This window comes from Novimethylophilus kurashikiensis, from assembly GCF_003112435.1.
GTDB classification, from domain to species: Bacteria; Pseudomonadota; Gammaproteobacteria; order Burkholderiales; family Methylophilaceae; genus Novimethylophilus; species Novimethylophilus kurashikiensis.
The window spans coordinates 51,519-77,199 of record NZ_BDOQ01000021.1 but is presented as its reverse complement, the minus strand read 5'-3'; the positions used below and the strand labels follow the sequence as shown (position 1 = coordinate 77,199).

Below are 25,681 nucleotides of genomic sequence, written 5' to 3'. Positions count from 1 at the left end.
CACGCACCGACGGTGGCAAGTCTTGCCCCATCATTCGGTCGCGGTGCCATGACCAATACCTGGATGGACATCAAGAATGCGAATGTCATTCTGGTGATGGGCGGCAATGCCGCCGAGGCGCATCCGGTGGGCTTCAAGTGGGTGGTCGAAGCCAAGGCGCATAACAAGGCCAAGCTCATTGTCGTCGACCCGCGCTTTACCCGCACGGCGTCGGTGGCCGACTATTACGCCCCGATCCGCTCCGGCACGGACATCGCCTTCCTGAACGGCGTGATCCGCTACATCCTCGAAAAAGGCCAGGTCCAGCACGAATACGTGAAGGCATATACCAATGCCTCTTTCATCGTGCGCGAGGACTTCAAGTTCGAGGACGGCCTGTTTAGCGGCTACAACGAGAAGGAACACAAGTACGACAAGACGAGCTGGGCCTACGAGCTCGACGACAAGGGCATGGCCAAGGTCGATGAGACCTTGCAAAACCCGCGTTGCGTGATCAACCTGCTCAAGCACCACGTCGAGCGTTATACGCCCGAAATGGTGAGCAGCATCACCGGCACGCCGCAAAAGCAGTTTCTCGAGATCTGCGAGATGCTGGCTGCGACGTCGGCGCCCGATCGTACCTTGACGAGCCTCTACGCCCTAGGCTGGACCCAGCACTCCATCGGCGCGCAGAACATTCGCGCCTTGGCGATGCTGCAATTGCTGCTGGGCAATATCGGTATGCCGGGCGGCGGCGTCAACGCGCTACGCGGGCACTCCAACATCCAGGGCTTGAGCGACCTCGGCCTGATGTCGGACTTGCTGCCGGGCTACATGACCATGCCCAAGGACGAGGACTTGGATCGTGCGACCTATCTGGACAAGCGCACGCCCAAGTTGCTGCGCCCGGGCCAGATGAATTATTTCGCCAATTATCCGAAGTTCTTCGTCAGTCTGATGAAGGCCTGGTACGGCCCCGCGGCGACCAAGGACAACGATTTTGCCTACGACTGGATGCCCAAGCTGGACAAGGTCTACGACGGCCTGCGCGTATTCGATTTGATGCACGAAGGCAAGATCAACGGCTATTTCTGCCAGGGCTTCAACCCGCTCGCTTCGTTCCCCAACAAGAACAAGCTGTCGGAGTCGCTTTCCAAGCTGAAATACCTGGTGGTGATGGACCCGCTGGCGACCGAGACGTCCGAGTTCTGGAAGAACCACGGCGAATCCAACGACGTCGATGCCTCCAAGATCCAGACCGAAGTTTTCCGCCTGCCGACGACGCTGTTCGCCGAGGAAGAAGGCTCGCTGGTCAACAGCTCGCGCTGGCTGCAATGGCACTGGAAGGGCGCCGATGCGCCGGGCGAATGCCGTACCGACGTGGCCATCATGTCCGACCTGTTCCTCAAGCTGCGCGAGATGTACAAGAAGGAAGGCGGCGCATTCCCCGACCCCATCCTCAATCTGCACTGGCCGTATCACGATGCCGAAGAGGCTACGCCTGAAGAACTCGCCAAAGAGTACAACGGCAAGGCGCTGGCGGACATCATGGACCCCAACGACAAGACCAAAGTGCTTATCAAGGCCGGGCAGCAGCTTTCCAGCTTCGCCCAGTTGGCCGACGACGGCACCACGTCCTGCGGTACCTGGATTTTCTGCGGCAGCTGGACCGAAGCCGGCAACCAGATGGCACGCCGGGATACGGCCGATCCGTCCGGTCTGGGCATTGCGCCGAACTGGGCCTGGGCTTGGCCGGCCAACCGCCGCATCCTGTACAACCGTGCATCGTGCGATCCGAGCGGCAAGCCTTGGGACGCCAAGCGCAAGCTCATCGGCTGGGACGGCACCAAGTGGGGCGGTTACGACGTGCCCGACTTCAAGGCGGATATCCCGCCGGGCGACGCCATGAACCCGTTCATCATGACCAACGAAGGCGTGGGACGTTTGTTCGCGCTGGACAAGATGGCGGAAGGCCCGTTCCCCGAGCACTACGAGCCTTTCGAAAATCCGCTCGGCACCAACCCCTTGCATCCCAAGGTGGTCAGCAACCCGGCGGCACGCGTGTTCGACAAGGATCGCGAGCATTTCGGCACCAATGCGGAGTTCCCGTATGTGGGCACGACTTATCGCCTGACCGAGCATTTCCACTTCTGGACCAAGCACTCGAAGATCAACGCTTCGTTGCAGCCGGAGCAGTTCGTCGAAGTGGGCGAGGCGCTGGCGCAAGAGAAGGGCATCGCTAACGGCGACCGTGTGATCGTGCGATCCAAGCGCGGTTACATCAAGGCCGTGGCCGTGGTGACCAAGCGTATCAAGGCGCTGGACGTGGCCGGCAAGCGCGTGCACCAGATCGGCGTGCCGATTCACTGGGGCTTTACCGGTGCGGCAAGGCAGGGCTTCCTGGCGAACACCCTGACGCCGTTCGTGGGCGACGCCAATACGCAAACGCCCGAGTTCAAGTCTTTCCTGGTCAACATCGAGAAGGACACGGACGGCAAGGTGCCGGCAGTGCCCGAAGCAACGGCATCTGCGACCATGAAGACGGCGGATGCCGGCGACGTCGATCTCGGCCGTCGCGGCTGGCTGTTCGGCCGCAAACGTAAGGAGGAAGTTTAATCATGGCGTTGCAATCGCTTGATATCTGGCGTCGCTCCGCCACGACCACGCCTTCGCCGCAGCAGCGCGAACCCATCGAGGTCGCCAAGCTGATCGACGTGACCAAGTGCATCGGCTGCAAGGCTTGCCAATCGGCGTGCCAGGAATGGAACGACGTGCGCGAGGAAATCGGCGTTAACGTCGGCACCTACCAGAATCCGCACGACTTGACGGCCAACAGCTGGACGCTGATGCGCTTTGCCGAGATCGAGGAAAACGGCAACCTGGAATGGCTGATCCGCAAAGACGGCTGCATGCACTGCGCCGATCCCGGCTGCTTGAAGGCTTGCCCGTCGCCCGGCGCGATCATCCAGTACAAGAACGGCATCGTGGATTTCGCCGAGGAAAACTGCATCGGCTGCGGCTATTGCATCAAGGGCTGCCCGTTCAACATCCCGCGCTTGTCCGAGAAGGACAACAAGGTCTACAAGTGTACCCTGTGCTCGGACCGCGTTTCCGTCGGCCTGGAGCCCGCCTGCATCAAGGCTTGCCCGACGCAGGCGCTGGTGTTCGGCAGCAAGGATGACATGAAGGACCACGCCGCCGAGCGTATTGCGGAACTGAAGGAACGCGGCTTCGAGAACGCCGGATTGTACGACCCGCAAGGTGTGGGCGGCACTCATGTGATGTACGTGCTGCATCACGCCGACAAGCCGGAGTTGTATAACGGTCTCGCCAAGGATCCGCAGATCAACCCGATGGTATCGATCTGGAAGGGCATCACCAAGCCGCTGGCCTTGATGGCGATGGCCGGGGCGATCCTGGGCGGGTTCTTCCACTACATCGGCATCGGTCCGAATGAGGTCGAGGAAGACGAAGAGGAGGAAAAGGCATGAGCGCCCATTCCGACAAGTACATCCAGCGTTACAACGCGGTCGAGCGGCTCAACCACTGGATGACGGCCATTACGTTCATCCTGTTGATGCTGTCCGGCTTCGCGCTGTTCCATCCGGCGCTGTTCTGGCTGACCAACCTGTTCGGCGGCGGTACCTGGACGCGCATCCTCCACCCCTACATCGGCGTGGTGATGTTCGTCTCGTTCAGCAGCCTGGCATTGCGTTTCTGGCATCACAACATTTTGAGTAAGAACGATATCCAGTGGCTGAAGCAGATGCAGGACGTGGTGCAGAACCACGAGCACAAGCTGCCGGAAGTGGATCGTTACAACGCGGGCCAGAAGTTGTTGTTCTGGACCATGGTGACGACAATCCCCCTGTTGTTGCTCACCGGCATCGTGATCTGGCAACCGTGGTTCACGCCGTTCTTCCCGCGGAATCTCGACCGATTCGCCGTGCTGTTGCACGCCTTCTGTGCATTCGTTATGGGCACCGGCATCATCGTGCACATCTACGCTGCGATCTGGGTCAAGGGCACCATGCGTGCCATGGTGCGCGGTACGGTCACTCGCGGCTGGGTGAAGAAGCATCATCCCGGTTGGTACAAGCGCATCGAGCAAGGCCAGGATCACTAATGTGGCTGGATCGCTGATGTCTATGGAACAGCCGATCAACTTTGTGCCGGGCGGGCTTGAAATCCCGTTCCTGCACGTGGCCGATGCAAATACGCTCTTTCTTGACCGTGCCCTGCGTTTTGAGCAACTGGCACCAGGGCATGCTGTCGAGGATTATTTGCGCTTCATGGCCACCGTTGCCAAGGGGCAGCATGCCGCTGTCTCGCAAATGGCTCGCCCCTGGTTGCCAACGCTGCAGGATGGACGGCCTCCGCTTTCGGTTGATGCCATCGGATTCGACAGCAATGCATGGCTAGGGAGTTTGCGTGCAGTAGTGGAGCAAGTGCTGCCGGCCTCGCCTACGGCCTTGCAAGCGCAATTTCAGCCGCTAGCAGACGCATCCGATACAACGTTGGTTGGATTGGCTCGAGCCTATTTCAGCAGCGAATTCATAGAAGATAACGTCGCGCTCATGCCTATCGTCGGGGCTGGGCTCCAGGTTTATTGGAGTGTCCTGGTGCAGCAACTGGCGCAAGTGCAAGCCTTGCCCTTACGAGGGCAGGCTGCGCTGGATTCGTGCCCGGTATGCGGTTCGATGCCGGTAGGCGGTATCGTTCGTAGCGGCGGTGCATCCCAGGGGCTGCGTTACCTGGCGTGCTCCCTCTGCGCAACGCAGTGGCATATGGAACGCATTCATTGCGTGGCATGCGGCGACAGTGCGAAGATCGGTTATTTTTCCATTGAAGGCGAGAATGGCGCAATACAGGCCGAGGCCTGCGATGCCTGCCATACCTATACCAAGCTCGGCCATGCAGAAAAATCGCCAGGATTGGAATTGGTGGCAGATGACGTGGCTTCGCTTGCGCTCGATGTCTTGATGGGAGAAGAGGGCTATCAGCGCTACGGGTTGAATTCCTGTCTCTTATTGTCGACTTAGGTCGGCCACTTTCTGTATCTATTCAACCGTATTTAGCAGACATCGCTCAATGAGGGCGATGTCACCGCTTTCCTTTTGGCATTCGCACATTGCAGAGCATTGTTTATCCGAGATCGACGCGGTCCGATATGTCAGCATTCGCACGTAACTAAGCGTGACGTGACAGTTCAGGACGGGACAGTGCGCCTCTAGTTTAGAGCGACATTTGACAGGAATCATGGCCCAGGCGCAAAGACAAATGTGCGTATGCTAGGGGATGTGAAAAGGCAGGGAAACTAGCTGTTCTGCTAGGTAACCGGGCCGAATGTGTATCGAGCATCGCGTGTCTTAACGACCTGTCCAAAGTGGGGTGATGGCTGCTGAGCCGGTAGGAGTGACGATCCTGGCAAAAATTTAGGTGTACCGTCAGGAATCGGCTTCCGGCCATATTTAAATAACGGACAATAGCCGATCCTAATTTAATAAGGTTTAGTGGTTGGTTTCCGTCGAGGATGAGCCGCTGGTAGTGCTTGTTTCATCTTTCTTGCGGCTCCACAAATGTTTCTTGCCGCTACGGTCCTGGCTGTGGGAGGTCGTATTGGCGGAGCTGTTATGCTCATCCTGTGCATCAGGCTTCTGATGCATCTTTTCGCTCTCCTGGTTGGCCGGGCTGTAACTGTTGGTCGTATCACGCGTATTGTTGTCTGCAAACGCGTAATTACCAATGCATAACAATATCATAGATGCGATTAATGATAATTTTCGCATTGCTATCTCCTTTTTCATTCGTTGGCAGGAAATCGCAATATACGAATAAAAATCACTTGTCACGGTTGGATGTCTCACATAACACCCCTGCAATTTTTGTAGGAGAGTTGTCTCTCTATAAAGACAGCATCAGTCCTTTCTAATCAATGAGTTGCTGATATAGGTAAAAAACCTGTCTTCAAACGACGACATTTATCCATATTTTAAAAGTTATTAATTCCGTAACCATTTGAAATTAAATGACTAATAAATTTGGCATGCATCATGCAATGGAACTGCTGAGCCTGTGCGGCTCGTCTCGGCAATAGCCAATCAACAATTAGTCGGGATTCCACCAGGATTAATCAAGGGAGAGGCAATATGAATTGTCTGATACAAACATTGCAGCACTGGATATCCAGGGCGCTGTATAGAATCTCTAGGGCAGATAAACAGCCGCTGGTTACCGGGCTGTTTCTGGCACTTTTTTCCATCACATTTTATCCCGTTGTAGAAGCTGCACCTCTTGGGGCCGCAACTGGCAACGAGTGGACTACTCCGTTGGGTACCTTGCAAGGTACCCGGTACAGTAATCTTGCCCAAATCACTTCTTCCAATGCTAACCATTTGGTAGAGGAGCGAGTGATCAAGACTGAGACCAAAGGCGGTCACGAAGGTCAGCCATTGGTGGTCAACGTCGGAGGCAAGATGCGGATGTTCGTCGTTACACCCTGGCCCAATCGGCTTATGGCTTTGGACATGACAGGGAAAACGCTGTGGACTTATACCCCTAATTCCTCTGAATATGCCCAAGGACAGGCCTGTTGCGACGTGGTGAACCGCGGAGCTTCGTATGCGGCAGGCAAGGTGGTGTATAGCCGATTGGATGGCGTCGTGATAGCGGTCAATGCCAGCACCGGTACTCTGGTATGGCAAACCCGCATCGGCAGCCTCAAAACCGGCGAAACGCTCACTGGCGCGCCCATCATCGCAGGCAGCAAGGTCATCGTCGGCAATGCGGGGGGGGAGATGGGGGTGCGTGGCTGGGTTCAAGCGCTCGATCTCACTACCGGCAAGCCAGTATGGAAGGCCTATAACACGGGGCCTGATGCCGAGGTGAAGATCAACGCCGCCAACAATTTCTACGCAAAGGACAAAGGTCCTGACCTCGGTAGCAGTACTTGGCCGGGCACGGCATGGAAGCAGGGCGGATCGACCACGTGGGCCTGGTTCACCTACGATCCTGACCTGAAGCTGGTGTTCTACGGCACGGCTAACCCTGGCGTATGGAATCCGGACATGCGGCCGGGTCCCAACAAGTGGAGTGCCTCGATTTTCGCCCGCAATCCCGATACCGGCGTCGCCAAGTGGGCTAATCAGCTCACTCCGCACGACGGCTGGGATTACGATGCGATGAACGAGAGCATCGTCGTCACGACGCCAGTTCCCTCAGGCAAGAACAAGGCGCTGGTGCATTTCAACAAGAACGGGTTCGCCTACATGCTGGATGCGTGGACGGGCCAAGTGGTGCAAGCGACACCGTTCGTGCATATCACCTGGGCTTCGGGATTCAACGTCGCGCAGGGCGCTCCGGACGTGATCCCGGAAATGGCCGCGCATGAAGGCGTGACGACCAACAACATCTGTCCTTCGCCGCTCGGCGGCAAGGAGTTCGCGCCTGCTTCATATTCGCCTCAGACGGGGATGTTCTACGTGCCTGGCATCAATTTCTGCAGCAATCTCCATCCCATCAAGGCCAACTACATCGCCGGTACGCCGTACATGGGGGCCGATACCCAATTCTCTCCGGATTGGCTTGATCCGGCAGCGGGTACCATGCGGCCCTTCGGCGAGCTGATCGCCTGGAAGCCGGACGGCAGTATCGCCTGGACGGTCCCGGAAACCGTGCCCTTGTTCAGCGGAACGCTGGCGACGGCGGGCAATGTGGTGTTCTACGGTACGCTGGACCGCAAGTTCCACGTGGTGGACGCGACCACCGGGGCGCCTTTATGGACCAAGGATCTGGAATGCGGTGTGATGGGTAACCCCATCACATATATGGGGGACGACGGCAAGCAGCGCGTGGCGGTCTACACCGGGATCGGCTGGCTGCCTGGCGGTTTCGTTGGCGGCCCATGCCCGGGCGAGAACGATGCCAACAAGGGATATGAAAGCGGCGCTGTGCATATCTTCAAGCTGATGTGAGCCGGAATCGAACGCATACAGGAGTGCAAACCATGAAACAACTAAGACATCAATTAAAGCTGGCGACAATGTTGGGGCTGCTGGTGGCGGGGTTGGCGGGAGCTTTCCAAAATGCCTTGGCGCTGGATGCTGCCGGTGAAGGCCGTCGTGCCTGGCTCAAGTACAACTGTTACGGCTGTCACGGCATGCGTGCCGGAGGTGGCATGGGGCCGGCGATTGCTGGGGAGGGCGAGGAAATCTATGAGGCGGTGACCTACGGCAAGGGCGAGGGGATGCCGGCCTATGGCACTTTAGTGAACGGCACGGAAATCGCCAACATGGCGACTTACTTGCGCAGTATCAACAGCAGTGGGGAGCCGATGTTCCTGCACTGGTGGGAGCTGGTGCCTACGCAATAAGGCGGGGTGTCGATGAAACGGCCTCGGCAATGTCCGGGGCTTTGTGATGTATTCGATGCGGTGTGTCGGCTCAAAGAGTTTCGAGCTTGTGGCATCGGAAGATGAGGGTGGTGGTGCCTGGGACGGGACTCGAACCCGTACAGCTCTCGCCGGCGGATTTTAAGTCCGCTACGTCTACCAATTCCGTCACCCAGGCGGAAAAGAGGCGTAATTCTACCTGAGTCGGCGCAGGCTGTAAGCATCGGAATGGGAATGAGCGGGCAAGCCGTTTGTCGGCGTATTCAGCCGTTCGTCACGGAAGCAATGTATTTTGGGGATGCTATGTCGATAATAATGTTGAATAAATCCGGTTGCGCGCCTTGCTCGCGGCCGGCCAAGAATCATAAGGGCAAACCCATCGAAAGATGGGGACGCAAAGTCTCCGGTCTAAGGAAGTTTTTCTACGATAGCGGGACCGCCGGCCAGCTCGAACACGAGCACCGTCAATCCGAGTTGTGCATGGAATGCACGCATGGAATTTTCACGCATGCCAGTGTTCCAATGGCTAGACGCCGCCATTCACGGAGCCCGCTCCTGCCGGGGGACTTGCGTTGCCGAACCTTCCGCTTCGGAGAGAAAGCGGATAACGTTTTGGAAGGGCAGCCATGAAAGACCAGTCCCAGTACATTCATCCCGACCAACTTTGCGTCGGGCTCTATGTTCATCTCGATTTGGGGTGGATGGACCATCCATTCACCTTCAGCAATTTCAAGATCAAGAACGAAGACCAGATCCGCAAGATTCGTGCGCTGCATTTGAAGCAGATTCGCTACGACCCCTTGCGTAGCGACACCGAGCCCTTGCTCGAGCGCACGATGCCGGTTCCCAAGTCCGCTGCTCCGCAACCGGTCAAGCAGGTCGATCCTGAAGCGCGTTCTCGCCGGATGCTCGCGCTCAACCAACTGGTGCAGAATTGCGAGCGTGACTTTGCAAGCGATGCCCATAAGGTGCGTAACATGACGCACAACCTGATGGCGCATCCGGCCAGTACGCGTAAGGATGCTGAGTTGCTGGTCGATCGGATGTTGAATTCGGTGATTACCGAGAGCGAAGTCGTGCTGCACGCTATCGGGAGCCAGCAATCGCAGAACGAAAACTACGTCCATGCGCTTAATGTCACTGTGCTCGCGCTGATGCTGGCGAAAACCATGGACATGTCAGTGGAAGATGTGCGTGAGCTGGGCCTGGCGGCGCTGTTCCACGATATCGGCAAGGCCGAAGGACCGACCAACAAGTCATTCATCGATATGCATTGCGAGCTCGGCGCACGGGCGGCTCAGCAAGCCGGATTTTCCGAGCGCATCGGCAAGATCATTTTGCAGCACCACGAATACGTGGACGGCTCAGGCCGACCCAAGCACCTTAAGGAATCCCAGATCGATCCGCTGGCGCGCCTGCTGGTCATCGTCAACGACTACGAAAACCTGTGCAATCCGCCCAATCCGGCAGATGCGATGATTCCTTACGAGGCGTTGTCGTATATGTACGTGTCCACGTCCCAGCGCTACGACGGCACGATCCTGCGCCTGCTCATCAAATCCCTTGGGGTTTATCCACCGGGTAGCATCGTGCAGTTGTCCAACGGCACCTATGGTATCGTCATGACCGTGAATCCGGCCAAGCCCTTGCTGCCCTACGTGTTGATCCACGAGCCCAAGGTATCGCGCGAAACGCCTGTGATCGTCGATCTGAGCGAGGAACCTGGACTCACCATCAAGCGTTGTCTCAGCCCCATCGAGCTTCCCGCTGATGTTTACGAGTACCTGAAGCCGCGTAAGCGCATCAGTTACTATTTCATTAAAAAGACAGAAGGCGATGCGCCAGAATCGGCACCAGCCGCCAACGATACACAGCCGGCGAAGACCGGAACACTCGCTTGATGCATGAAAATACGAACCAGGATCTAAACGAAGAAGAACCTTCTCTCTGGATACGCCGCTTCGTTCCAAGAATCGTCGAGGGCGGTCGGGTGCTGGATGTGGCATGCGGGGCAGGGCGGCACGCCCTCTTGCTGGCTCGGCTCGGCTATCGCGTCGAGGCGGCTGATCGGAATGCGACGGCCTTGGCTCGCTTAAGCGGCATCCATGGCATCCGTACCACTACGGCTGACCTCGAATCCGAGCCTTGGCCTTATGCGGGTCAGTTGTTCGATGGCGTTATCGTTAGCCGATACCTGCACCGCCCCCTGTTGCCGCTATTACCCGAAGTGCTCCGTCCCCAAGGCGTGCTGATCTATGAAACCTTTATGGAAGGTAACGAGCGTTTCGGCCGCCCCAGCAATCCCGATTTTCTGTTGAAGCGCGACGAACTGCTTGATGCTTTTTCAGGCCGCCTTCAGGTGGTCGCTTTCGAACAAGGTGTGGTCAATCGTCCGCAGCCCGCAGTCATTCAGCGCATATGTGCCGTGCGCGTCTGAACTGGTTGGGATTTATTGCGGGCGGCGCTATGATGCCGCCATACAGCATTCCTTATCCAACAATACTCAAGGATCACCACCATGCGTCGTTTACTTCTAGGTTTGACTGCACTTTCACTCAGCATTTCTGCATGGGCGCTCAACGTATCCGATCTCAGCAATCAAGAGGCGGCGGGCGGCTTGAAGGATGCCCTGATTCAGGGCGCTTCGGCAGCCGTGGGCAAACTGGGCGTGACCGATGGGTTTTTCGGTAATCCCAAGGTGAAGATTCCCTTGCCGGAATCGTTGCAAAAAGCCGAGAAGGCCATGCGCATGTTCGGCATGGGCAAACAGGCGGATGAATTGGTGCTGCGCATGAACCGCGCCGCCGAAGCCGCTGTGCCCGAGGCCAAGACGCTGTTGATCGACTCTGTGAAAAAGATGTCCTTGCAAGACGCAAAGGGGATTCTGACCGGTGGTGACGATGCCGCTACCCAATATTTCAAGAAAACGACTTCTGCACAATTGACGGAAAAATTCCTGCCTATCGTCACCAAGGCGACCGAAGATGTTTCTTTGGCTAAGCAATACAACAAGTTCGCCAAGAGCGGCGCCAAGCTCGGCCTGATCAAGGATGACCAGGCCAACCTGGAGCAGTACGTTACCCAGAAGGCTTTAGATGGGCTCTACCTGATGATGGCCGAGGAGGAGAAGGCTATCCGAAAGGATCCCGTTTCTGCGGGAACCAGTCTGATTAAAAAGGTCTTCGGCGCACTCGGCCAGTAACTTTTCATTGCTTTAAATGGCCGCCGGCAACAGGCGGTCGAACTCGCGCTTGACGACGTCGTAGCACTCGCAAGCGCGAGCTTCCAGGCCCAAACGATCGATCACGCGGATGCGGCCCCGGCAATACTGGATCAACCCTGCCGATTGCAGATGACCCGCAGCTTCGGTAATGCCTTCGCGACGTACGCCCAGCATGTTGGCGATGAACTCCTGAGTCATGATCATCTCGTTGGACGACAATCGGTCCAGATTGAGCAGCAGCCAACGGCACAGCTGCTGTTCCACAGAATGATGCCGGTTGCAGACTGCGGTTTGCGCCATTTGCGTGAGCAGCGCCTGGGTGTAACGTAGGAACAGGCTTTGCATGTCGCTGGATCCGTAGAACTCATCCTTGAGCAGCTTGCCCTTGAGGCGATAAGCGTGGCCGGCACTCTTGACCACGGTCTGGTTGGGCATGGATTCGCCGCCCATGAACAGGCAAATGCTCACCATGCCTTCGTTGCCCACGACGGCGATCTCGGCGGTCGATCCCGATTCGAGCAGGTAGATTTTGGACAGGATGGAAGTGGTGGGGAAATAAGCGTAACGCCATTTATCCCCCGGCTCTTGCAGTACTTGTCCGTGGCGCAACTCCACCAGTTCGAGTTCCGGATAAATGCGATCCTGCAATGCTTCCGGCAGGCAGGACAGCAGGTAATTCTGTTTCGGCGAATGTATGAACGCCGGTCTCGGGCGCCAGGGTTGCGTGGTAGATTGAGGTTGGTAAGCGCGAGCTAAGTTTTGCATCGTCATGACTCCTGATCAGTGGTTTCGATTTGTTCTAGGAAATCTCCTGCCCAACATCACTCGTTGAACACCTAGTCTGTTGAGTTACTAACACAGCAATACTCTTGCCAACTTTAATTTCTATTTAAATTCAAGTGCTTATATATTTATTGCGGGGTGGCGAATGTTGCCCGTGAGCGACTTATCATGTGTCCTGTAGCTCAACTTATTGTTTTTAAAGGAAAGGCACTGTCGTCAAATAAATACACTGTTTGAAAAGCTTGTTTATTCCCTGGACAAATTGGTTCGATGAGCCATCGATCAATGCGGGCGAACGTCTTTGGAAGTCATACAGTTATGCTGGAGGCGGGAAGCTAGCGAGGCGGCTTTCTGATAAAATTCCGGTTTTTACACACACTGAATTTTCCCCATGCTTCGAATTCGTGGCAGCGCCGCTCTCTCTCCCTTTCGCCTCGACAAAATCATCGCTGCGCTAAAAAGCGCCGCCCCCCGTATCAGCCACGTCTACGCAGAGTTCTGGCATTTCGCCCAAACGTCGCGCGATCTCACTCAGCCGGAAAGCGACGTGCTGCACCAGATTCTGACCTATGGCCCCAAGATGGCGGGCGAAGCGCCGGCAGGAGAGCTGTTCGTGGTCATTCCGCGACCCGGCACGATTTCGCCCTGGTCGTCGCGCGCTACCGATATCGCCAACCATTGCGGCCTTGAAGCCGTCAGCCGGTTGGAGCGCGGCGTGGCGTTCTACGTGCAGGCAGCGGACGGCCAGCCGCTTACGGACGTGGAAAAGCGCGCATTGCTGCCCTTGATTCACGACCGCATGACTGAAGCCGTGTTTCCTTCGCTGGATGACGCAGCACGTCTGTTCCAGACCGCAGCGCCTGCGCCGCTCTCCACCGTGGATATCCTGGGCGGCGGCAAGAATGCGCTGGTAGCGGCCAATGCCGACATGGGGTTGGCGTTGTCTCCCGACGAAATCGATTACCTGGTGGAAAACTTCATCCGCATCGGTCGCAACCCCACCGATGTTGAGCTCATGATGTTTGCACAGGCCAACTCCGAGCACTGCCGCCATAAGATTTTCAATGCCGATTGGATCATCGATGGTGTAGAGCAGGCGCAATCGCTGTTCGGCATGATCCGCAACACGCACAAGCTCAATCCGGGCAAGACCGTGGTGGCTTACTCCGATAATGCTTCCATCGTGCAGGGCGACGTGACGCAGCGCTTCTATCCGCGCGACGGCAAGTACTCCTATACCGAGGAAGAAATGCATTTCCTCATGAAGGTGGAAACGCATAACCACCCGACCGCCATTTCGCCCTTCCCCGGCGCTGCGACCGGCGCCGGCGGCGAAATTCGCGACGAAGGTGCGACCGGTTCCGGCTCCAAGCCCAAGGCGGGCTTGACGGGTTTCTCCGTCTCCAACCTTGCCATTCCCGGCTTCAAACAACCGTGGGAAGGCGATTACGGCAAGCCGGGCCGCATCGCTTCTGCGCTGCAGATCATGATCGACGGCCCGCTGGGCGGCGCCGCCTACAATAACGAATTCGGCCGTCCCAACATCGCCGGTTACTTCCGCACGCTGGAAGTCGAATCTGCCGGTGAAATGCGCGGCTATCACAAGCCCGTCATGCTGGCGGGCGGGATCGGCAACATCTCCGCGCAGCATTCCAAGAAGCATCCGATTCCCGCTGGCGCTTACCTGGTGCAACTGGGCGGCCCGGCCATGCTGATCGGTCTGGGCGGCGGCGCAGCATCCAGCATGGATACCGGTGCCAATGCCGAGAATCTGGACTTTGATTCCGTGCAGCGCGGCAACCCGGAGCTGGAACGTCGAGCGCAGGAAGTCATCGACCGCTGCTGGCAACTTGGCGAGGCGAATCCCATCCTGGCGATCCATGACGTCGGCGCGGGTGGTCTTTCCAACGCTTTCCCAGAACTGGTGAACGACGCCGAACGCGGTGCCCGGTTCAAGCTGCGCGACGTGCATAACGAAGCGCCGGGCATGTCGCCCAAGGAACTGTGGTGCAACGAAGCGCAAGAGCGCTACGTGCTGGCGGTGGCCAAAGAAAACATCGAGCGCTTCAAGGCGATCTGCGAGCGTGAGCGCTGCCCATTTGCCATCGTTGGTGAAGCGACCGAAGAGCGCCATTTGACAGTGGAAGACGCACATTTCGGCAACAACCCGGTAGACATGGATCTTTCCGTGCTGCTCGGCAAGCCGCCCAAGATGACGCGCAACGTGGCTCACGTTGCCAAGCAACTGCCTGCCTTCGACGCCTCCAATATCGACCTGGCCGATGCGGCCAAGCGTGTGCTGCAATTGCCGGGCGTGGCCGACAAGACTTTCCTCATCACCATCGGCGACCGCACCGTGACCGGCATGGTGGCGCGCGACCAGATGGTCGGCCCGTGGCAGATTCCCGTGGCCGATGTGGCGGTGACGCTGACCAGCTACCAAACTTATCGCGGCGAAGCTTTTGCCATCGGCGAAAAAGCGCCGCTGGCACTCATCGACGGCCCGGCCTCCGGTCGCATGGCGATCGGCGAATCCATCACCAATATTGCTGCGGCCGACATCGGCGAATTGAGTGAATTGAAGCTCTCGGCCAACTGGATGGCCCCGGCAGGGCATCCCGGTGAAGACGCCGCCTTGTATGACACGGTACGTGCCGTCGGCATGGAGTTGTGCCCGCAACTGGGCATCAGCATTCCCGTCGGCAAGGATTCAATGTCGATGAAGACAGTGTGGGACGAAAACGGCGAGAAGAAGGCCGTGACGGCACCGATTTCGCTGGTGGTGACCGCATTCGCACCCGTGGCCGATGGCCGCAATACATTGACCCCGCAACTGCGTAGCGACAAGGGCGAGACGCGCTTGATCCTGGTCGATCTGGGCGCCGGGAAAAATCGCTTGGGTGGCTCGGCTCTGGCGCAGGTTTACGCGCATACCGGCAATGCAGCGCCCGATGTCGATAGCGCCGATGCACTCAAGGGTTTCTTCAGCGCGGTCCAGCAGCTTAACCGCGACGGCAAGATTTTGGCCTACCACGACCGTTCCGACGGCGGACTGTTTACGACGCTGGCAGAAATGGCGTTCGCCGGCCATCGTGGCGTGAATGTCGTGCTCGATGGTTTCGCCGGCAATAATGCTGCGGCAGCGCTTTTCAACGAAGAACTCGGCGCTGTGCTGCAAGTGCGGGCGACCGATGCAGCTGCCGTCGTGCAAGCGTTCGAGCAGGCCGGTCTCAAAGGCATGACGCACGACATCGGCGGAATTGCCGACGATGACCATGTTCGCTTCAGCTTGGGCGGCAAGGAAATCTACGGCGAGCGCCGCGTGACGCTGCAACGCTGGTGGTCGGAAACCACCTGGCGCATGCAAAGCCTGCGCGACAACCCGGCTTGTGCCCAGCAGGAATACGACCGTATTCTCGATGCCGCCGACCCCGGCATGCATGCCGCGCTGACCTTCGATATTAATGAAGACGTGGCGGCACCTTACATCGCTACAGGCAAGCGTCCCAAGATGGCAGTCCTGCGCGAGCAGGGCGTCAATGGCCAAGTAGAAATGGCAGCGGCCTTCGACCGCGCCGGTTTCGAAGCCCACGACGTGCACATGAGCGATGTGATCTCTGGCCGTGTCAGCCTCAAGGACTTTGCCGGGCTGGTGGCCTGCGGCGGCTTCTCCTACGGCGATGTGCTGGGTGCGGGCGAAGGCTGGGCCAAATCCATCCTGTTCAACGGCCGTGCCCGCGACGAGTTTTCAGCGTTCTTCCAGCGTGGCGATTCGTTTGCCTTGGGCGTGTGTAACGGCTGCCAGATGATGAGCAACCTGCACAGCATCATTCCGGGCGCCGAGCATTGGCCGCATTTTGTCCGAAATAAATCGGAACAGTTCGAGGCACGCTTCGCCATGGTCGAAGTGCTGCCGTCGCCGTCCATCTTCTTCCAGGGCATGGCCGGAAGCCGCATGCCGATTGCCGTCGCGCACGGTGAGGGTTTTGCGGAATTTTCTGACCAGTCCGCGGTCGAATCGGCGTTGCAGCAACAACTCGTTGCCATGCGATACGTGGACAACACCGGCAAGCCGACCGAAACCTATCCGTTCAACCCGAACGGGTCGCCGCTGGGCGTGACCGGTTTGACCACGGCGGACGGACGGTTCACTATTGCAATGCCGCACCCGGAGCGGGTTTTCCGCGCGGTGCAGCATTCATGGCGACCGGACGGTTGGACTGAGGATGGGCCGTGGATGCGGATTTTCCGTAATGCACGAAAATATGTGGGTTAATTAAATTAGAAAGTTAGGAGAGCGCAATTGAAATTTCTTAAGGCATGGATTTTGGCAGCAGTGCTGGCGCTGCCGTATGCTTCGTACGCAATGACCGACGACCAGCAAGTGGCTTTGTCCGAAGCCATCGAACAGGGCGATGCCAAGACAGTGGCCAAGGTGCTGGATGAAGGCGTGGATATCAACGAGAAGGTCTTCGCCTGGTCCTGGCTTCAGGTAGCTTCCAACAAGAATCAATTGCCAATCGTGAAGATGCTGGTGGAGCGCGGTGCGGAGCTTAACTACAAACATCCGATCACCAAGATGACCGCGCTGTCTCTGGCTGCCGTTGATGGCCACACCGACATCGTCAAATATCTGCTTTCCAAGGGTGCCGACCCCAACATCAAGCTGCGTGGCAACGTTTCCGTCGTGCGCGTGGTACGTGACGAAGGCAATACTGCAATGGCCGAACTCTTGATGCAAAACGGCGCCAAGGACGACGGCTGCAAGGAAGAGAAGTGCTTCTAATCTGAAGTCTTTACACCAAGGAGTGCTGCAACTTTAGGAACACGGCGCAGAATAATGAAGAACATTTTCCTGGGGGTCGCAGCACTTTTCGGTGTTGCCAATTTCGCTGTGGCTGCCGACGGTAACGTTAGCAGCCACATTCGTATTCTGGCGGCCTCATGCGCCGCCTGTCATGGTCACGACGGCAACAGTGTCGGCGGAACGCCGGTGCTGGCCGGTCTCGATCCCAATTATTTCATTGCCCAGATGCAAGCTTTTCGCGACGGCTCGCGGGGAGCGACGGTTATGCAGCATCATGCCAAAGGGCTAACGCCGGAAGAAACCGATCTTTTGGCTAAGTACTTTGCCGCCCAGCCGCGCAAGACGCCGGCCACACCCATGCCATTGGGAGACTTGATGTGATGCAGCGGCGCGATTTCCTCAAGCTTTTGGCCGCGGGCAGTGCCCTCGGCTTATTCCCCGAACTTGCCAAGGCTGGCGAAGCACAGGGCCGAGTCGTCATCGTTGGTGGCGGATACGCGGGTGCCACGACGGCAAAATACCTCCGGTTGTGGGGCGGCAGTGCGCTTGAAATCATCCTGGTGGAGAAGAACACCACCTTTGTTTCCTGCCCCATGAGCAACCTGGTGTTGGGCGGCAGCAAGCGTATCGGCGAGCTGACATTCAACTACTCCGGCCTCGACGCTTACGGCATCAAACGACTGCACGAAATGGTCACGGGTATCGACCCCGAGCGGCGCAAAATCATGGTGGAAAGCGGCGACGAACTCACCTATGACCGTCTCGTGCTTGCCCCTGGCGTAGATTTCCTCTGGGATAAATTGCCCATGCTCGCTTTGCCAGAGGCGCAGGAGCGTATTCCCCATGCCTGGAAAGCCGGGCCGCAGACCGTCAATTTACGCAAGCAGCTCGAAGCCATGCCTGACGGCGGCGTATTCGCGATCAGCATTCCCTTGGCGCCTTACCGCTGCCCGCCGGGGCCGTACGAGCGTGCTTCCCAAGTGGCGTATTACCTCAAGCAGCACAAGCCTAAGTCCAAGGTGCTGGTGCTGGACGCCAATCCGGAAATTGTCTCCAAGAAAGGTTTGTTCACCAAGGCTTGGGCCGATCTTTACCCGGGCATGATCGAATATCGCCCCAACAGTGCAGTGACCGAGGTGGATGTGCAGAGGCGCATTGCCAAGACCGAGTTTGAGGCCGTGAAAGCGGACGTACTCAACGTCATTCCGCCGCAATCTGCAGGGGGCATCGCCAAGTCGATCGGCGCAGCTAACGTCAATGAACGTTGGTGCGAGGTGGATTTCCTCACGTATGAATCGAAGCGCGTGCCTAACGTGCACATCCTTGGTGATTCCGTATCCGCGGCGTTGCCGAAATCGGCGCATATCGCCACTTCCCAGGCGAAAGTCTGCGCCAGTGCCATTGCTGCATTGCTGTCGGGCCAAGCGACTGATCCGCAGCCGGTGTTCGCCAATACCTGTTATAGCTACGTCACGGACAAACTCGCCATGCATGTCGCCAACGTTTATCGCTATGATGCGGTCAAACAAGTCATGCTGCCGGCCGAGGGCGGCGGTGTTTCCGACAAGCCGAGCGAGATGGAGGGCAACTATGCGCAGTGGTGGGCCAAGAATATCTGGAGCGATGTCTTATCTTAGTCGGCGCTACTTGGCTGTAGCGGCCTTGCTGATGGCGCTCGCAATCCTGCCAGCGGATGCCGGTTTGCAGGAAGTGACACCGCTTCCCGATGACCCTGCCAAAGCCTTGATTCTTCCTCCGGGATTCAAGCTCAACGTATTCGCCAAGCTCCCCGGCGCCGGAGCCGATTATTTCCGTGGACCCCGCTTTATGGCCTTTGGGCCTGATGGCAATCTTTATGTGTCGCTGGGCGGCGATAAGCGGGTGGTCATGCTGCCGGATGCCAACCATGATGGCAAAGCCGACGAAACAGTACTGGTGGCAGATGGTCTCAATATGCCTCAAGGCCTGGCCTTCCTTAATGGACAATTGCTGGTCGCCGACCAGGATGAAGTGATCCGCCTTGAACGCAAGGATGGGCAATGGCCGGCTACGAAAATCACGCCTTTGATCACCGGCCTGCCCAGCGGTGGCCACACCATGAAAACCCTCAAGCTGGGGCCGGATGGGCTCCTGTATTTGAATATCGGTTCGAGCTGCAATGTTTGCGTTGAAGACAATCCGTTGCGGGCAACCATTGCTAGATACACCATCGACGGAAAACCTGCTGGATATCTTCCCACGGTAGGTATGCATGCAACCTCGCCCATCTGGGCCACCGGCTTGCGCAATTCCGAGGGCTTCGACTGGCAACCCAGGACGCAGGCCATGTTTGCCACCAACAACGGCAGCGACATGCGCTCGGACAAGAAGGGCGGGGTGCCTATGGACGATTTGCCGCCGGAGCATTTCAACTTGATCGAAGGGGGCGGTCAGTACGGCTGGCCGTATTGTTGGGGAAATCGTTTTTCCGACCCTAACTTCCCAGGTCCGACCGGTTTTTGCGAAAAAATGACGCCACCGGCGATCACATTCCCTGCTCATGCAGCGCCGCTCGGCATGACTTTTCTCGGCAAGGCCAATGTGGCAGAGGACTACAAGAACGATGCCTTGGTCGCCCTGCACGGCTCATGGAATCGCAAGCAGCCGAGCGGCTACAAGGTGGTTCGCGTGCACTTCAAGGATGGCAAACCGGTTAGCGTCGCCGACTTTGCGACTGGGTGGTTGGGAGATAAGGGGGCCTGGGGGAGACCTGTCGATCTCACCGTCGGGCCGGACGGCGCAGTTTATTTATCGGATGACCGCGCTGGTATGATTTACCGTATTACGTACTCTGGAGTTCAACCATGAAATTCCGCCATTGGGGCTTGGCTGCCGGCCTGTTGGCAGCATCGCTCGGTTCAGGCGTCGCCCAAGCCGATCCGGCAGGACGTGTCGCAGTCTATATCGCGCCGCAGTATTACGACCACGAGGTAAAGCTCTGGCATTTCTACTACAGCTACTGGGTTAACCAAGGCCAGGCGCTGGAGCAGCCCGCGCTGGAGGCATTCAAGCCGGCCTTTGCGGAAACCGATCTCTGCCATGCCCGCGGTACGGCGGATGTGGTCGTCGAGCTCAAGCCGCATCTCTTCTACAACCCGCATATGACGACTTATTTTGCCGACGTGAAGGCCACGGTGTTTTCCGGCAGCGGCAAGCCGCTAGGCATCTACAAGGGAGAGGCACAGACGCTGGGTTTCCTCGATGTGGTGCCGGCCGCCAAGGTGCATCAGGTGTATCGCCAGGCGATGAACGATCTGGTCAAGCATATTCAGGCAGATGCGACGGTGATGAGCCTGGCGCAAAAAGGCTTGCCTGAGTCAGAAACTAAAATGCCTTGTGAAATGGCGAGTGTGCTCCCCACGAAATAATTGATGAAAGGAAAAAAACGCATGTACAAACTTCAACACCTTACTCGATCCATCCTGACTGCATTCGGCCTTGCCGCTGCCACAACCGCGATGGCAGCACCGGAAACCGTTACCGGACTGAAAACGCCCGAATCGGCCTTGGCCGTAGGCGGCAAGATCTACGTCTCGGAAATCGGCGAGTTCGGCAAGGACGGCGATGGCCAGATCAGCGTCATCGAAAACGGCAAAGCCAAGCCGTTTGCAACCGGGATGGACGATCCCAAGGGTTTGGCCTACAACAAGGGTAAGCTATATGTGGCCGACAAGATGCGCATCCTGAGCGTTGAGCCTAACGGCAAGTGGAAAGTTTTTGCAGCAGCAGAAGCTTTTCCGGTTAAACCACAGTTCCTCAATGACCTGACATTCGATAAAGCCGGGAATTTGTATGTCTCGGACAGCGGTGACCTCAAAGGCAAGGGCGGCGCGGTATTCAAGGTAACGCCGTCCGGCAAGGTGAGCACCGTGGTGGACTCGGAAGACAAGCGGGTGCTGGCGCCAAACGGATTGCTTCCGGACGGTGAAGGCAACTTGCTGATGGTCGATTTCTTCTCCGGCGTGCTTTACCGGATCACCATCAAGACCGGCAAGATGGTGGAAGTGGCCGAGGGCTTCGGTGGTGGCGATGGGGTAGTGCGTGACCGTGAAAACCGCATCTGGGTGAGCGACTGGAAAAACGGCCGGGTGTTCATGCTCAAGTCGGACGGTGAGCTCAAGCTGGTCAAGGACGGCTTCAAGGCTTCTGCCGATATCGCCTTGTCGCAAGACGGCAAATACATCCTGGTGCCGGATATGAAGGCCGGCGAACTGGTGTGGCTGCCGGCAAAATAAGTATCAGAAATACACTTCCACGACACCATCGCTCTTGGCGATGCCCTTGATGATCTGCCCCGACCGGGTTTTGACGGCAACGACTTGCCCGGTCGCGGCGTTTCCCATCGCCGTACCTTCCGAACTGACCTTGAAACCGGCGCCCTGCGCCACGAGCGTCACCTGTTGCCCTTGACGGATAATGAGTGCTGCCTTGAGTTGCTCGGGCCTTAGCACTTCGCCGGCCTGGATGTTGAGCGTAGCAGTACGGCCGATGATCTGATCGGGATTGCTGAACGCGCCGTTGGGATACTGCGTCAAATCGCGCATTTGCAATTCGAGATCGTCCTGGGCAATGGCTTGCCCGCGAGCGATGGGGTGGGCGGCGACCAGAGCGTTTCCCGAAACGCGGACCGTGACCGGGACATAGATCGACCAACTGGATGGCGCACGGCAACGCACGCCGATGCTGGCCCGACCCCAAAGCTTATTGCCGCTAGGCAGCCAGGTTTCCAGGTTGTCGCATTTGCCGAGACGAAGCCGCGAGTCCAGCGGCGTTACAGAGACGTTGACGGTGTTGCCGGCGCCTGTTGCGCTCTGTAATACGAAACGTTCGACGGCGGCGACAATGGCGTCATGAGATTGCAATTCGCCTGCCGCGGCTGTGGTGAAGAGTAAGCTGAAGGCCAGCGCAATAAAGGGCTTGCACGAGGTCATTGTTTCATGACAATCTTTAAGTCATTCCGCATATAAGGCTTTCCGTCGTCAAGCATCGGCGGAAATTGATTCTAACCCGAACCAGGCTCCCTCGCAGCGTATCACAATGGCAAATACACAAACTCCAATAGAAATTGCCCGCCAGACTCTCAAGAATCTCGCTCTCAGCAAGGTACCTCCCACCCCTGACAATTTCCGTCGCGCGTATGAAGAAATTAGCGGCATCAAGTCAGAGGATCCGGTTCAGGTCTTGATTCGGCTGCTGAAGGAAGCCGGCCGAGGCCGTCCCAAATTCGCCAAGCTTTCGACCCAGTTGCAGCAAGCTTCAAGTGCGTCCAATCTCGCCGATATTGAGGCCCTGCTGCGGCAATTGTTACCGAGCGGCAAGGATGGGGAGCCCGGCCATTGGGGTGAGTTGCTGCGCGACCTGATTCGGGAATTGGAAATTAGCCGCCCTGGCATGAGCATCAGCAAGAAGAAGGACGGGCTGGAGCGTCTGCTGACTAATTTTGGCGCTGACGTCAATGTGCTGGAGGAAAAAATTCTAGCCCTGGTTGCCTCCTGGAAAAGCGGCGGAAAAGCAGCAGAGCCGCTGGTTGAAGAGAGTGAACCCGTGGCCGCTGCCGCAGCGCAGCCGACAACAACCGGCGCTCCGTTACCCTCGTCTTCGCTTGCTGGACAATGGCGGGACTTGCTGGTTAAGACACTCGAATTCGGCCTGCTTTCGCAGCTTAAATATCTGCCCGAACTCGCCCGCAATGCCCAACAATTATTAGAACAAGCCAAGGCCGCCGCGACTGATAAGCAGGTTACCAAGCTGGCCGAGGACTTCAAGGCGTTCTGGTACAAGCTGGAAATGAACAGCGATGCCCAATTCCGTCTGCACGAGGAATTGCTGCAGGTGATGCGCCTGCTGGTCGACAATATGAGCGAGCTAGTGGTGGACGACCAATGGCTGCGCGGTCAGACGCAAATGTTGCGCGAGATCATCGAAAAGCCGCTCGACATCGAAGTGCTCTACGACGCCGAAAGCAGCTTGAAGGAGCTGATCTTCAAGCAGGGCAAGCTGAAGCACGGGCTGATCGAGGCGCGCGAGACATTGAAGCAAATGGCGGCGAGCTTCGTCGAGCGCCTAGCTGAAATGACCGAGAACACCGGAGAGTTTCACGACAAGATCGGCGGTTATCAGCAGCGTCTCAGCAAGACGGAAGATATTGCGGAGCTTAACGTTATCCTCGACAGCATCATGCAGGATACCCGGGCTATGCAGCTCGACGCGTTACGAGCCCGGGATCACTTGCAGGCTTCGCAAAAAGAAGTACGCGATGCCGAACAACGTATCGAGCAACTTACCACCGAGTTGATGCAACTGAGTGAGGTGGCGCATCAGGACTTCCTCACCGGTACGCTCAATCGACGCGGTATGGAAGAGGCGTTCATGCGCGAATTCAGCCGAGCAGAGCGCGCCAGTCAGCCCATCAGTATCGCTTTGCTTGACGTGGATCACTTCAAGAAGCTTAACGACTCCCTAGGGCATGACGCCGGCGACGTGGCGTTGATTCATCTCGCCAAGGTAGTCAAAAGCACGCTGCGTCCCACAGATGTGCTCGCCCGGTACGGCGGCGAGGAGTTCGTCATCATCCTGCCGCAAACCGACCAGGACGGCGCCATTGCCATCATGTCTCGGGTGCAGCGCGAGCTGACCAAGAATTTCTTCCTGCACAATAACCAGAAAGTGTTGATCACTTTCAGCGCCGGGGTCGCCGAGCGGCAGGGCCAGGAACAGCCGGAAGATGTCATCAAACGTGCCGACCTGGCGTTGTACGAGGCCAAGCATGCTGGCCGCAATCGCGTGATCGGAGCGGCTGCGTAAGCGTTTGCCGCTCTCCGGCAAGGGCTTGCCGTTTTTCTTGCCGATTCTTTTCTTTTCTCCCCTCAAAACCTAGATCTGACGCCATTCTTGATGGATGGCACAGTATCTGCTTGTGACTGCCTATCCGTAATCGGGAATAGTAGTGACATGGCAATCATGACGGCATTGGACAAGACGCTCTCTTTTCAGGAAAAAGCCCTGAATCTGCGTACCTATCGCCAGCAGTTGTTGGCTTCCAACATCGCTAATGCCGATACTCCCAACTACAAGGCTGTGGATATCGATTTTGCCAAGACGCTGCAACAGGCCCAGGCCGGCCGCGGCATGAGCGTGGATCTCACTAAGACTTCGCCCATGCATCTCGACGGCAACAATACGGCGATGGGGGATGTTAAGCCCATGTATCGCACCTCTGTGCAGCCCAGCATCGACGGCAACACGGTGGATAGCAACATCGAGCAGGCCCAATTCTCCGAGAATGCATTGAATTACATGGCGACGCTGCAATTCGTGAACGGTCAGTTCAAGGATATGCAGGAAGCGCTGCGAGGAAATAACTAATGGCTCTCTTCCGGGTATTCGATATCGCGGGGTCTGCAATGACGGCGCAGTCCATGCGACTCAACGTGGTGGCCAGTAACATGGCCAACGCCGATAGCGTGACCAGCTCCAACGGCCAACCGTATCGTGCCAAGCAGGTGGTGTTTGAAGCTCGTCCGCTTAACAGTGCTGCTCCCAAAGGGGTGGCTTCGGTAGCAGTCGCCAAGGTCGTCGACGACCCGTCTCCCATGAAGATGGTCTACGACCCCAAGAATCCGTACGCCAACGGCGATGGTTACGTCACCATGCCCAATGTGAACGTGGTGGAAGAGATGACCAACATGATTTCGGCTTCCCGCTCCTACCAGGCGGATGTCGAAATGATGAATACGGCCAAATCCATGATTCAGCGCACCTTGACGCTGGGTCAATAAGGTTTTTAGGAGGTAAATAAATCATGACAGCTGCCGTAACGGGAACCACGGGTACCTCGTCGAGCGCCACGACCAGCACGACCAAAAGCGCTGCGCAGGAGCAGGAGGATCGCTTCCTCAAGTTGCTGGTGACGCAAATGAAGAACCAGGATCCGCTTAATCCCCTGGATAACGCTCAGGTGACCTCGCAAATGGCGCAGTTGAGCACCGTGACCGGGATCGAAAAACTCAACGCAACCTTGTCGGCCTACAGCGAAGCCCAGTCTTTCCAATCGGCTAGCCTCATCGGGCATACCGTGTTGGCGCCCGGCAGCTTCCTCACCTTGACCACGGCGGGCGCAGTGGCAGGTGCCGATCTTGATACTGCGGCCGATAAGGTGACTGTCAGCATCATGGACGACAAAAATAATGTCGTCCGCACCATGGAGCTTGGTAAAAAGGATTCGGGTACGTTCGCATTCACCTGGGACGGCAAGAAGACCGATGGCGCGCAGGCGGCTACCGGCAACTACTCTTTCAAGGTCAAGGCTACGCTGGACGGCCAGGCCGTAAGCTCGACAGCGTTGGCTGTCGGTCCTGTCAACAGCGTGCTGATGAGCAGCACGGGGTCGACGTTGAATGTGACCGGCTTGGGTGAAGTTAACCTGAGCGACGTGCGTCAAGTGATGTAACCAAGGAGAAAC

At 57.4% G+C, this 25,681-nt stretch carries 23 protein-coding genes, 1 tRNA gene and 1 riboswitch; of the genes, 20 read left to right on the top strand and 4 right to left on the bottom strand.

Going from position 1 to position 25,681, the window contains the following annotated elements:
- Positions 1-12: 12 nt before the first annotated feature.
- Genes fdnG through fdhE form a run of 4 tightly spaced genes read left to right on the top strand, consistent with a single transcriptional unit; the run spans position 13 to position 5,021 of the window.
- Positions 13-2,595, top strand: coding sequence for a formate dehydrogenase-N subunit alpha (gene fdnG, locus NMK_RS17140; RefSeq protein WP_109016995.1), 2,583 nt, complete (start codon positions 13-15; stop codon positions 2,593-2,595).
- Between the two features lie 2 nt (positions 2,596-2,597).
- Positions 2,598-3,470, top strand: a complete 873-nt coding sequence (fdxH, locus tag NMK_RS17135; protein WP_109016994.1) for a formate dehydrogenase subunit beta — start codon at positions 2,598-2,600, stop codon at positions 3,468-3,470.
- The gene (locus NMK_RS17130) at positions 3,467-4,105 is read left to right on the top strand and encodes a formate dehydrogenase subunit gamma (protein ID WP_109016993.1); all 639 of its coding nucleotides are present in this window, start codon (positions 3,467-3,469) and stop codon (positions 4,103-4,105) included. Before fdxH ends, NMK_RS17130 begins: the two co-directional genes overlap by 4 nt.
- Positions 4,106-4,121: 16 nt before the next feature.
- Positions 4,122-5,021 carry a formate dehydrogenase accessory protein FdhE gene (gene fdhE / locus NMK_RS17125; RefSeq protein ID WP_146187234.1) on the top strand — a complete coding sequence of 300 codons (900 nt, stop codon included), beginning with the start codon at positions 4,122-4,124 and terminating at the stop codon, positions 5,019-5,021.
- Between the two features lie 468 nt (positions 5,022-5,489).
- On the opposite strand, the gene NMK_RS18595 is transcribed toward fdhE, so the two are convergent.
- Complete coding sequence (locus NMK_RS18595) at positions 5,490-5,645, bottom strand: hypothetical protein (RefSeq protein ID WP_181376330.1); 156 nt, start codon at positions 5,643-5,645, stop codon at positions 5,490-5,492.
- Positions 5,646-6,128: 483 nt separating this feature from the next.
- Between NMK_RS18595 and NMK_RS17115 the strand changes: the two genes are divergently transcribed.
- Both NMK_RS17115 and NMK_RS17110 read left to right on the top strand, forming a co-directional pair.
- Entirely contained in the window at positions 6,129-7,952 is a 1,824-nt protein-coding gene (locus NMK_RS17115) for a PQQ-dependent dehydrogenase, methanol/ethanol family (protein ID WP_109016990.1), read from the top strand.
- Between the two features lie 32 nt (positions 7,953-7,984).
- On the top strand, positions 7,985-8,350 hold the full coding sequence (locus NMK_RS17110) for a c-type cytochrome (protein WP_109016989.1): 366 nt from the start codon (positions 7,985-7,987) through the stop codon (positions 8,348-8,350).
- Positions 8,351-8,461: 111 nt separating this feature from the next.
- On the opposite strand, the gene NMK_RS17105 is transcribed toward NMK_RS17110, so the two are convergent.
- Positions 8,462-8,546 (bottom strand) — tRNA-Leu (locus tag NMK_RS17105).
- Between the two features lie 181 nt (positions 8,547-8,727).
- Positions 8,728-8,812: riboswitch (cyclic di-GMP riboswitch) on the top strand.
- A gap of 182 nt (positions 8,813-8,994) precedes the next feature.
- Between NMK_RS17105 and NMK_RS17100 the strand changes: the two genes are divergently transcribed.
- From NMK_RS17100 to NMK_RS17090, 3 genes are all read left to right on the top strand, one after another.
- The gene (locus NMK_RS17100; RefSeq protein WP_109016988.1) at positions 8,995-10,269 is read left to right on the top strand and encodes a cyclic di-GMP phosphodiesterase; all 1,275 of its coding nucleotides are present in this window, start codon (positions 8,995-8,997) and stop codon (positions 10,267-10,269) included.
- On the top strand, positions 10,269-10,805 hold the full coding sequence (locus NMK_RS17095) for a class I SAM-dependent methyltransferase (RefSeq protein ID WP_109016987.1): 537 nt from the start codon (positions 10,269-10,271) through the stop codon (positions 10,803-10,805). The genes NMK_RS17100 and NMK_RS17095 overlap by 1 nt, the downstream gene beginning before the upstream one ends.
- A gap of 81 nt (positions 10,806-10,886) precedes the next feature.
- Positions 10,887-11,570: a DUF4197 domain-containing protein gene (locus tag NMK_RS17090; protein WP_109016986.1), complete on the top strand. Its 684-nt coding sequence runs from the start codon at positions 10,887-10,889 to the stop codon at positions 11,568-11,570.
- Positions 11,571-11,582: 12 nt separating this feature from the next.
- Here NMK_RS17090 and NMK_RS17085 read toward each other — a convergent pair whose 3' ends face one another.
- Entirely contained in the window at positions 11,583-12,356 is a 774-nt protein-coding gene (locus tag NMK_RS17085; protein WP_109016985.1) for a Crp/Fnr family transcriptional regulator, read from the bottom strand.
- A gap of 409 nt (positions 12,357-12,765) precedes the next feature.
- Here NMK_RS17085 and purL point away from each other — a divergent pair, with 409 nt between their 5' ends.
- Genes purL through NMK_RS17050 form a run of 7 tightly spaced genes read left to right on the top strand, consistent with a single transcriptional unit; the run spans position 12,766 to position 21,455 of the window.
- Positions 12,766-16,650 carry a phosphoribosylformylglycinamidine synthase gene (purL, locus tag NMK_RS17080; protein WP_109016984.1) on the top strand — a complete coding sequence of 1,295 codons (3,885 nt, stop codon included), beginning with the start codon at positions 12,766-12,768 and terminating at the stop codon, positions 16,648-16,650.
- A gap of 27 nt (positions 16,651-16,677) precedes the next feature.
- A complete protein-coding gene (locus NMK_RS17075) occupies positions 16,678-17,160 on the top strand; it encodes an ankyrin repeat domain-containing protein (protein WP_109016983.1) in 483 nt (160 codons plus the stop codon).
- 54 nt (positions 17,161-17,214) lie between these two features.
- Positions 17,215-17,562 (top strand): c-type cytochrome, encoded by a 348-nt coding sequence (locus NMK_RS17070; protein ID WP_109016982.1) that lies wholly within the window; start codon positions 17,215-17,217, stop codon positions 17,560-17,562.
- Positions 17,562-18,818, top strand: coding sequence for an NAD(P)/FAD-dependent oxidoreductase (locus NMK_RS17065; RefSeq protein ID WP_109016981.1), 1,257 nt, complete (start codon positions 17,562-17,564; stop codon positions 18,816-18,818). The genes NMK_RS17070 and NMK_RS17065 overlap by 1 nt, the downstream gene beginning before the upstream one ends.
- A complete protein-coding gene (locus NMK_RS17060) occupies positions 18,805-20,028 on the top strand; it encodes a PQQ-dependent sugar dehydrogenase (RefSeq protein ID WP_109016980.1) in 1,224 nt (407 codons plus the stop codon). Before NMK_RS17065 ends, NMK_RS17060 begins: the two co-directional genes overlap by 14 nt.
- Positions 20,025-20,588, top strand: a complete 564-nt coding sequence (locus NMK_RS17055) for a hypothetical protein (protein WP_109016979.1) — start codon at positions 20,025-20,027, stop codon at positions 20,586-20,588. The genes NMK_RS17060 and NMK_RS17055 overlap by 4 nt, the downstream gene beginning before the upstream one ends.
- Before the next feature lie 21 nt (positions 20,589-20,609).
- Complete coding sequence (locus tag NMK_RS17050) at positions 20,610-21,455, top strand: SMP-30/gluconolactonase/LRE family protein (RefSeq protein WP_109016978.1); 846 nt, start codon at positions 20,610-20,612, stop codon at positions 21,453-21,455.
- Positions 21,456-21,458: 3 nt separating this feature from the next.
- On the opposite strand, the gene flgA is transcribed toward NMK_RS17050, so the two are convergent.
- On the bottom strand, positions 21,459-22,151 hold the full coding sequence (gene flgA, locus NMK_RS17045; protein ID WP_109016977.1) for a flagellar basal body P-ring formation chaperone FlgA: 693 nt from the start codon (positions 22,149-22,151) through the stop codon (positions 21,459-21,461).
- Positions 22,152-22,257: 106 nt separating this feature from the next.
- On the opposite strand from flgA, the gene NMK_RS17040 reads away from it, so the two are divergent.
- From NMK_RS17040 to NMK_RS17025, 4 genes are all read left to right on the top strand, one after another.
- Positions 22,258-24,024 carry a GGDEF domain-containing protein gene (locus NMK_RS17040; protein WP_109016976.1) on the top strand — a complete coding sequence of 589 codons (1,767 nt, stop codon included), beginning with the start codon at positions 22,258-22,260 and terminating at the stop codon, positions 24,022-24,024.
- Between the two features lie 147 nt (positions 24,025-24,171).
- Positions 24,172-24,585, top strand: coding sequence for a flagellar basal body rod protein FlgB (flgB, locus tag NMK_RS17035; protein WP_227871548.1), 414 nt, complete (start codon positions 24,172-24,174; stop codon positions 24,583-24,585).
- Positions 24,585-24,998, top strand: a complete 414-nt coding sequence (gene flgC, locus NMK_RS17030; RefSeq protein WP_109016975.1) for a flagellar basal body rod protein FlgC — start codon at positions 24,585-24,587, stop codon at positions 24,996-24,998. Before flgB ends, flgC begins: the two co-directional genes overlap by 1 nt.
- A gap of 23 nt (positions 24,999-25,021) precedes the next feature.
- Complete coding sequence (locus tag NMK_RS17025) at positions 25,022-25,669, top strand: flagellar hook assembly protein FlgD (RefSeq protein ID WP_109016974.1); 648 nt, start codon at positions 25,022-25,024, stop codon at positions 25,667-25,669.
- Positions 25,670-25,681: the final 12 nt, after the last annotated feature.

Excerpts from the sequence above, each read along its gene's own strand:
- fdxH (WP_109016994.1), top strand. The coding sequence starts at position 2,598 with ATGGCGTTGCAATCGCTTGATATCTGGCGTCGCTCCGCCACGACCACG.
- NMK_RS17130 (WP_109016993.1), top strand. The coding sequence starts at position 3,467 with ATGAGCGCCCATTCCGACAAGTACATCCAGCGTTACAACGCGGTCGAG.
- fdhE (WP_146187234.1), top strand. The coding sequence starts at position 4,122 with ATGTCTATGGAACAGCCGATCAACTTTGTGCCGGGCGGGCTTGAAATC.
- NMK_RS18595 (WP_181376330.1), bottom strand. The coding sequence starts at position 5,645 with ATGCATCAGAAGCCTGATGCACAGGATGAGCATAACAGCTCCGCCAAT.
- NMK_RS17115 (WP_109016990.1), top strand. The coding sequence starts at position 6,129 with ATGAATTGTCTGATACAAACATTGCAGCACTGGATATCCAGGGCGCTG.
- NMK_RS17110 (WP_109016989.1), top strand. The coding sequence starts at position 7,985 with ATGAAACAACTAAGACATCAATTAAAGCTGGCGACAATGTTGGGGCTG.
- NMK_RS17100 (WP_109016988.1), top strand. The coding sequence starts at position 8,995 with ATGAAAGACCAGTCCCAGTACATTCATCCCGACCAACTTTGCGTCGGG.
- NMK_RS17095 (WP_109016987.1), top strand. The coding sequence starts at position 10,269 with ATGCATGAAAATACGAACCAGGATCTAAACGAAGAAGAACCTTCTCTC.
- NMK_RS17090 (WP_109016986.1), top strand. The coding sequence starts at position 10,887 with ATGCGTCGTTTACTTCTAGGTTTGACTGCACTTTCACTCAGCATTTCT.
- NMK_RS17085 (WP_109016985.1), bottom strand. The coding sequence starts at position 12,356 with ATGCAAAACTTAGCTCGCGCTTACCAACCTCAATCTACCACGCAACCC.
- purL (WP_109016984.1), top strand. The coding sequence starts at position 12,766 with ATGCTTCGAATTCGTGGCAGCGCCGCTCTCTCTCCCTTTCGCCTCGAC.
- NMK_RS17070 (WP_109016982.1), top strand. The coding sequence starts at position 17,215 with ATGAAGAACATTTTCCTGGGGGTCGCAGCACTTTTCGGTGTTGCCAAT.
- NMK_RS17065 (WP_109016981.1), top strand. The coding sequence starts at position 17,562 with ATGCAGCGGCGCGATTTCCTCAAGCTTTTGGCCGCGGGCAGTGCCCTC.
- NMK_RS17060 (WP_109016980.1), top strand. The coding sequence starts at position 18,805 with ATGTCTTATCTTAGTCGGCGCTACTTGGCTGTAGCGGCCTTGCTGATG.
- NMK_RS17055 (WP_109016979.1), top strand. The coding sequence starts at position 20,025 with ATGAAATTCCGCCATTGGGGCTTGGCTGCCGGCCTGTTGGCAGCATCG.
- NMK_RS17050 (WP_109016978.1), top strand. The coding sequence starts at position 20,610 with ATGTACAAACTTCAACACCTTACTCGATCCATCCTGACTGCATTCGGC.
- flgA (WP_109016977.1), bottom strand. The coding sequence starts at position 22,151 with ATGACCTCGTGCAAGCCCTTTATTGCGCTGGCCTTCAGCTTACTCTTC.
- NMK_RS17040 (WP_109016976.1), top strand. The coding sequence starts at position 22,258 with ATGGCAAATACACAAACTCCAATAGAAATTGCCCGCCAGACTCTCAAG.
- flgB (WP_227871548.1), top strand. The coding sequence starts at position 24,172 with ATGGCAATCATGACGGCATTGGACAAGACGCTCTCTTTTCAGGAAAAA.
- flgC (WP_109016975.1), top strand. The coding sequence starts at position 24,585 with ATGGCTCTCTTCCGGGTATTCGATATCGCGGGGTCTGCAATGACGGCG.
- NMK_RS17025 (WP_109016974.1), top strand. The coding sequence starts at position 25,022 with ATGACAGCTGCCGTAACGGGAACCACGGGTACCTCGTCGAGCGCCACG.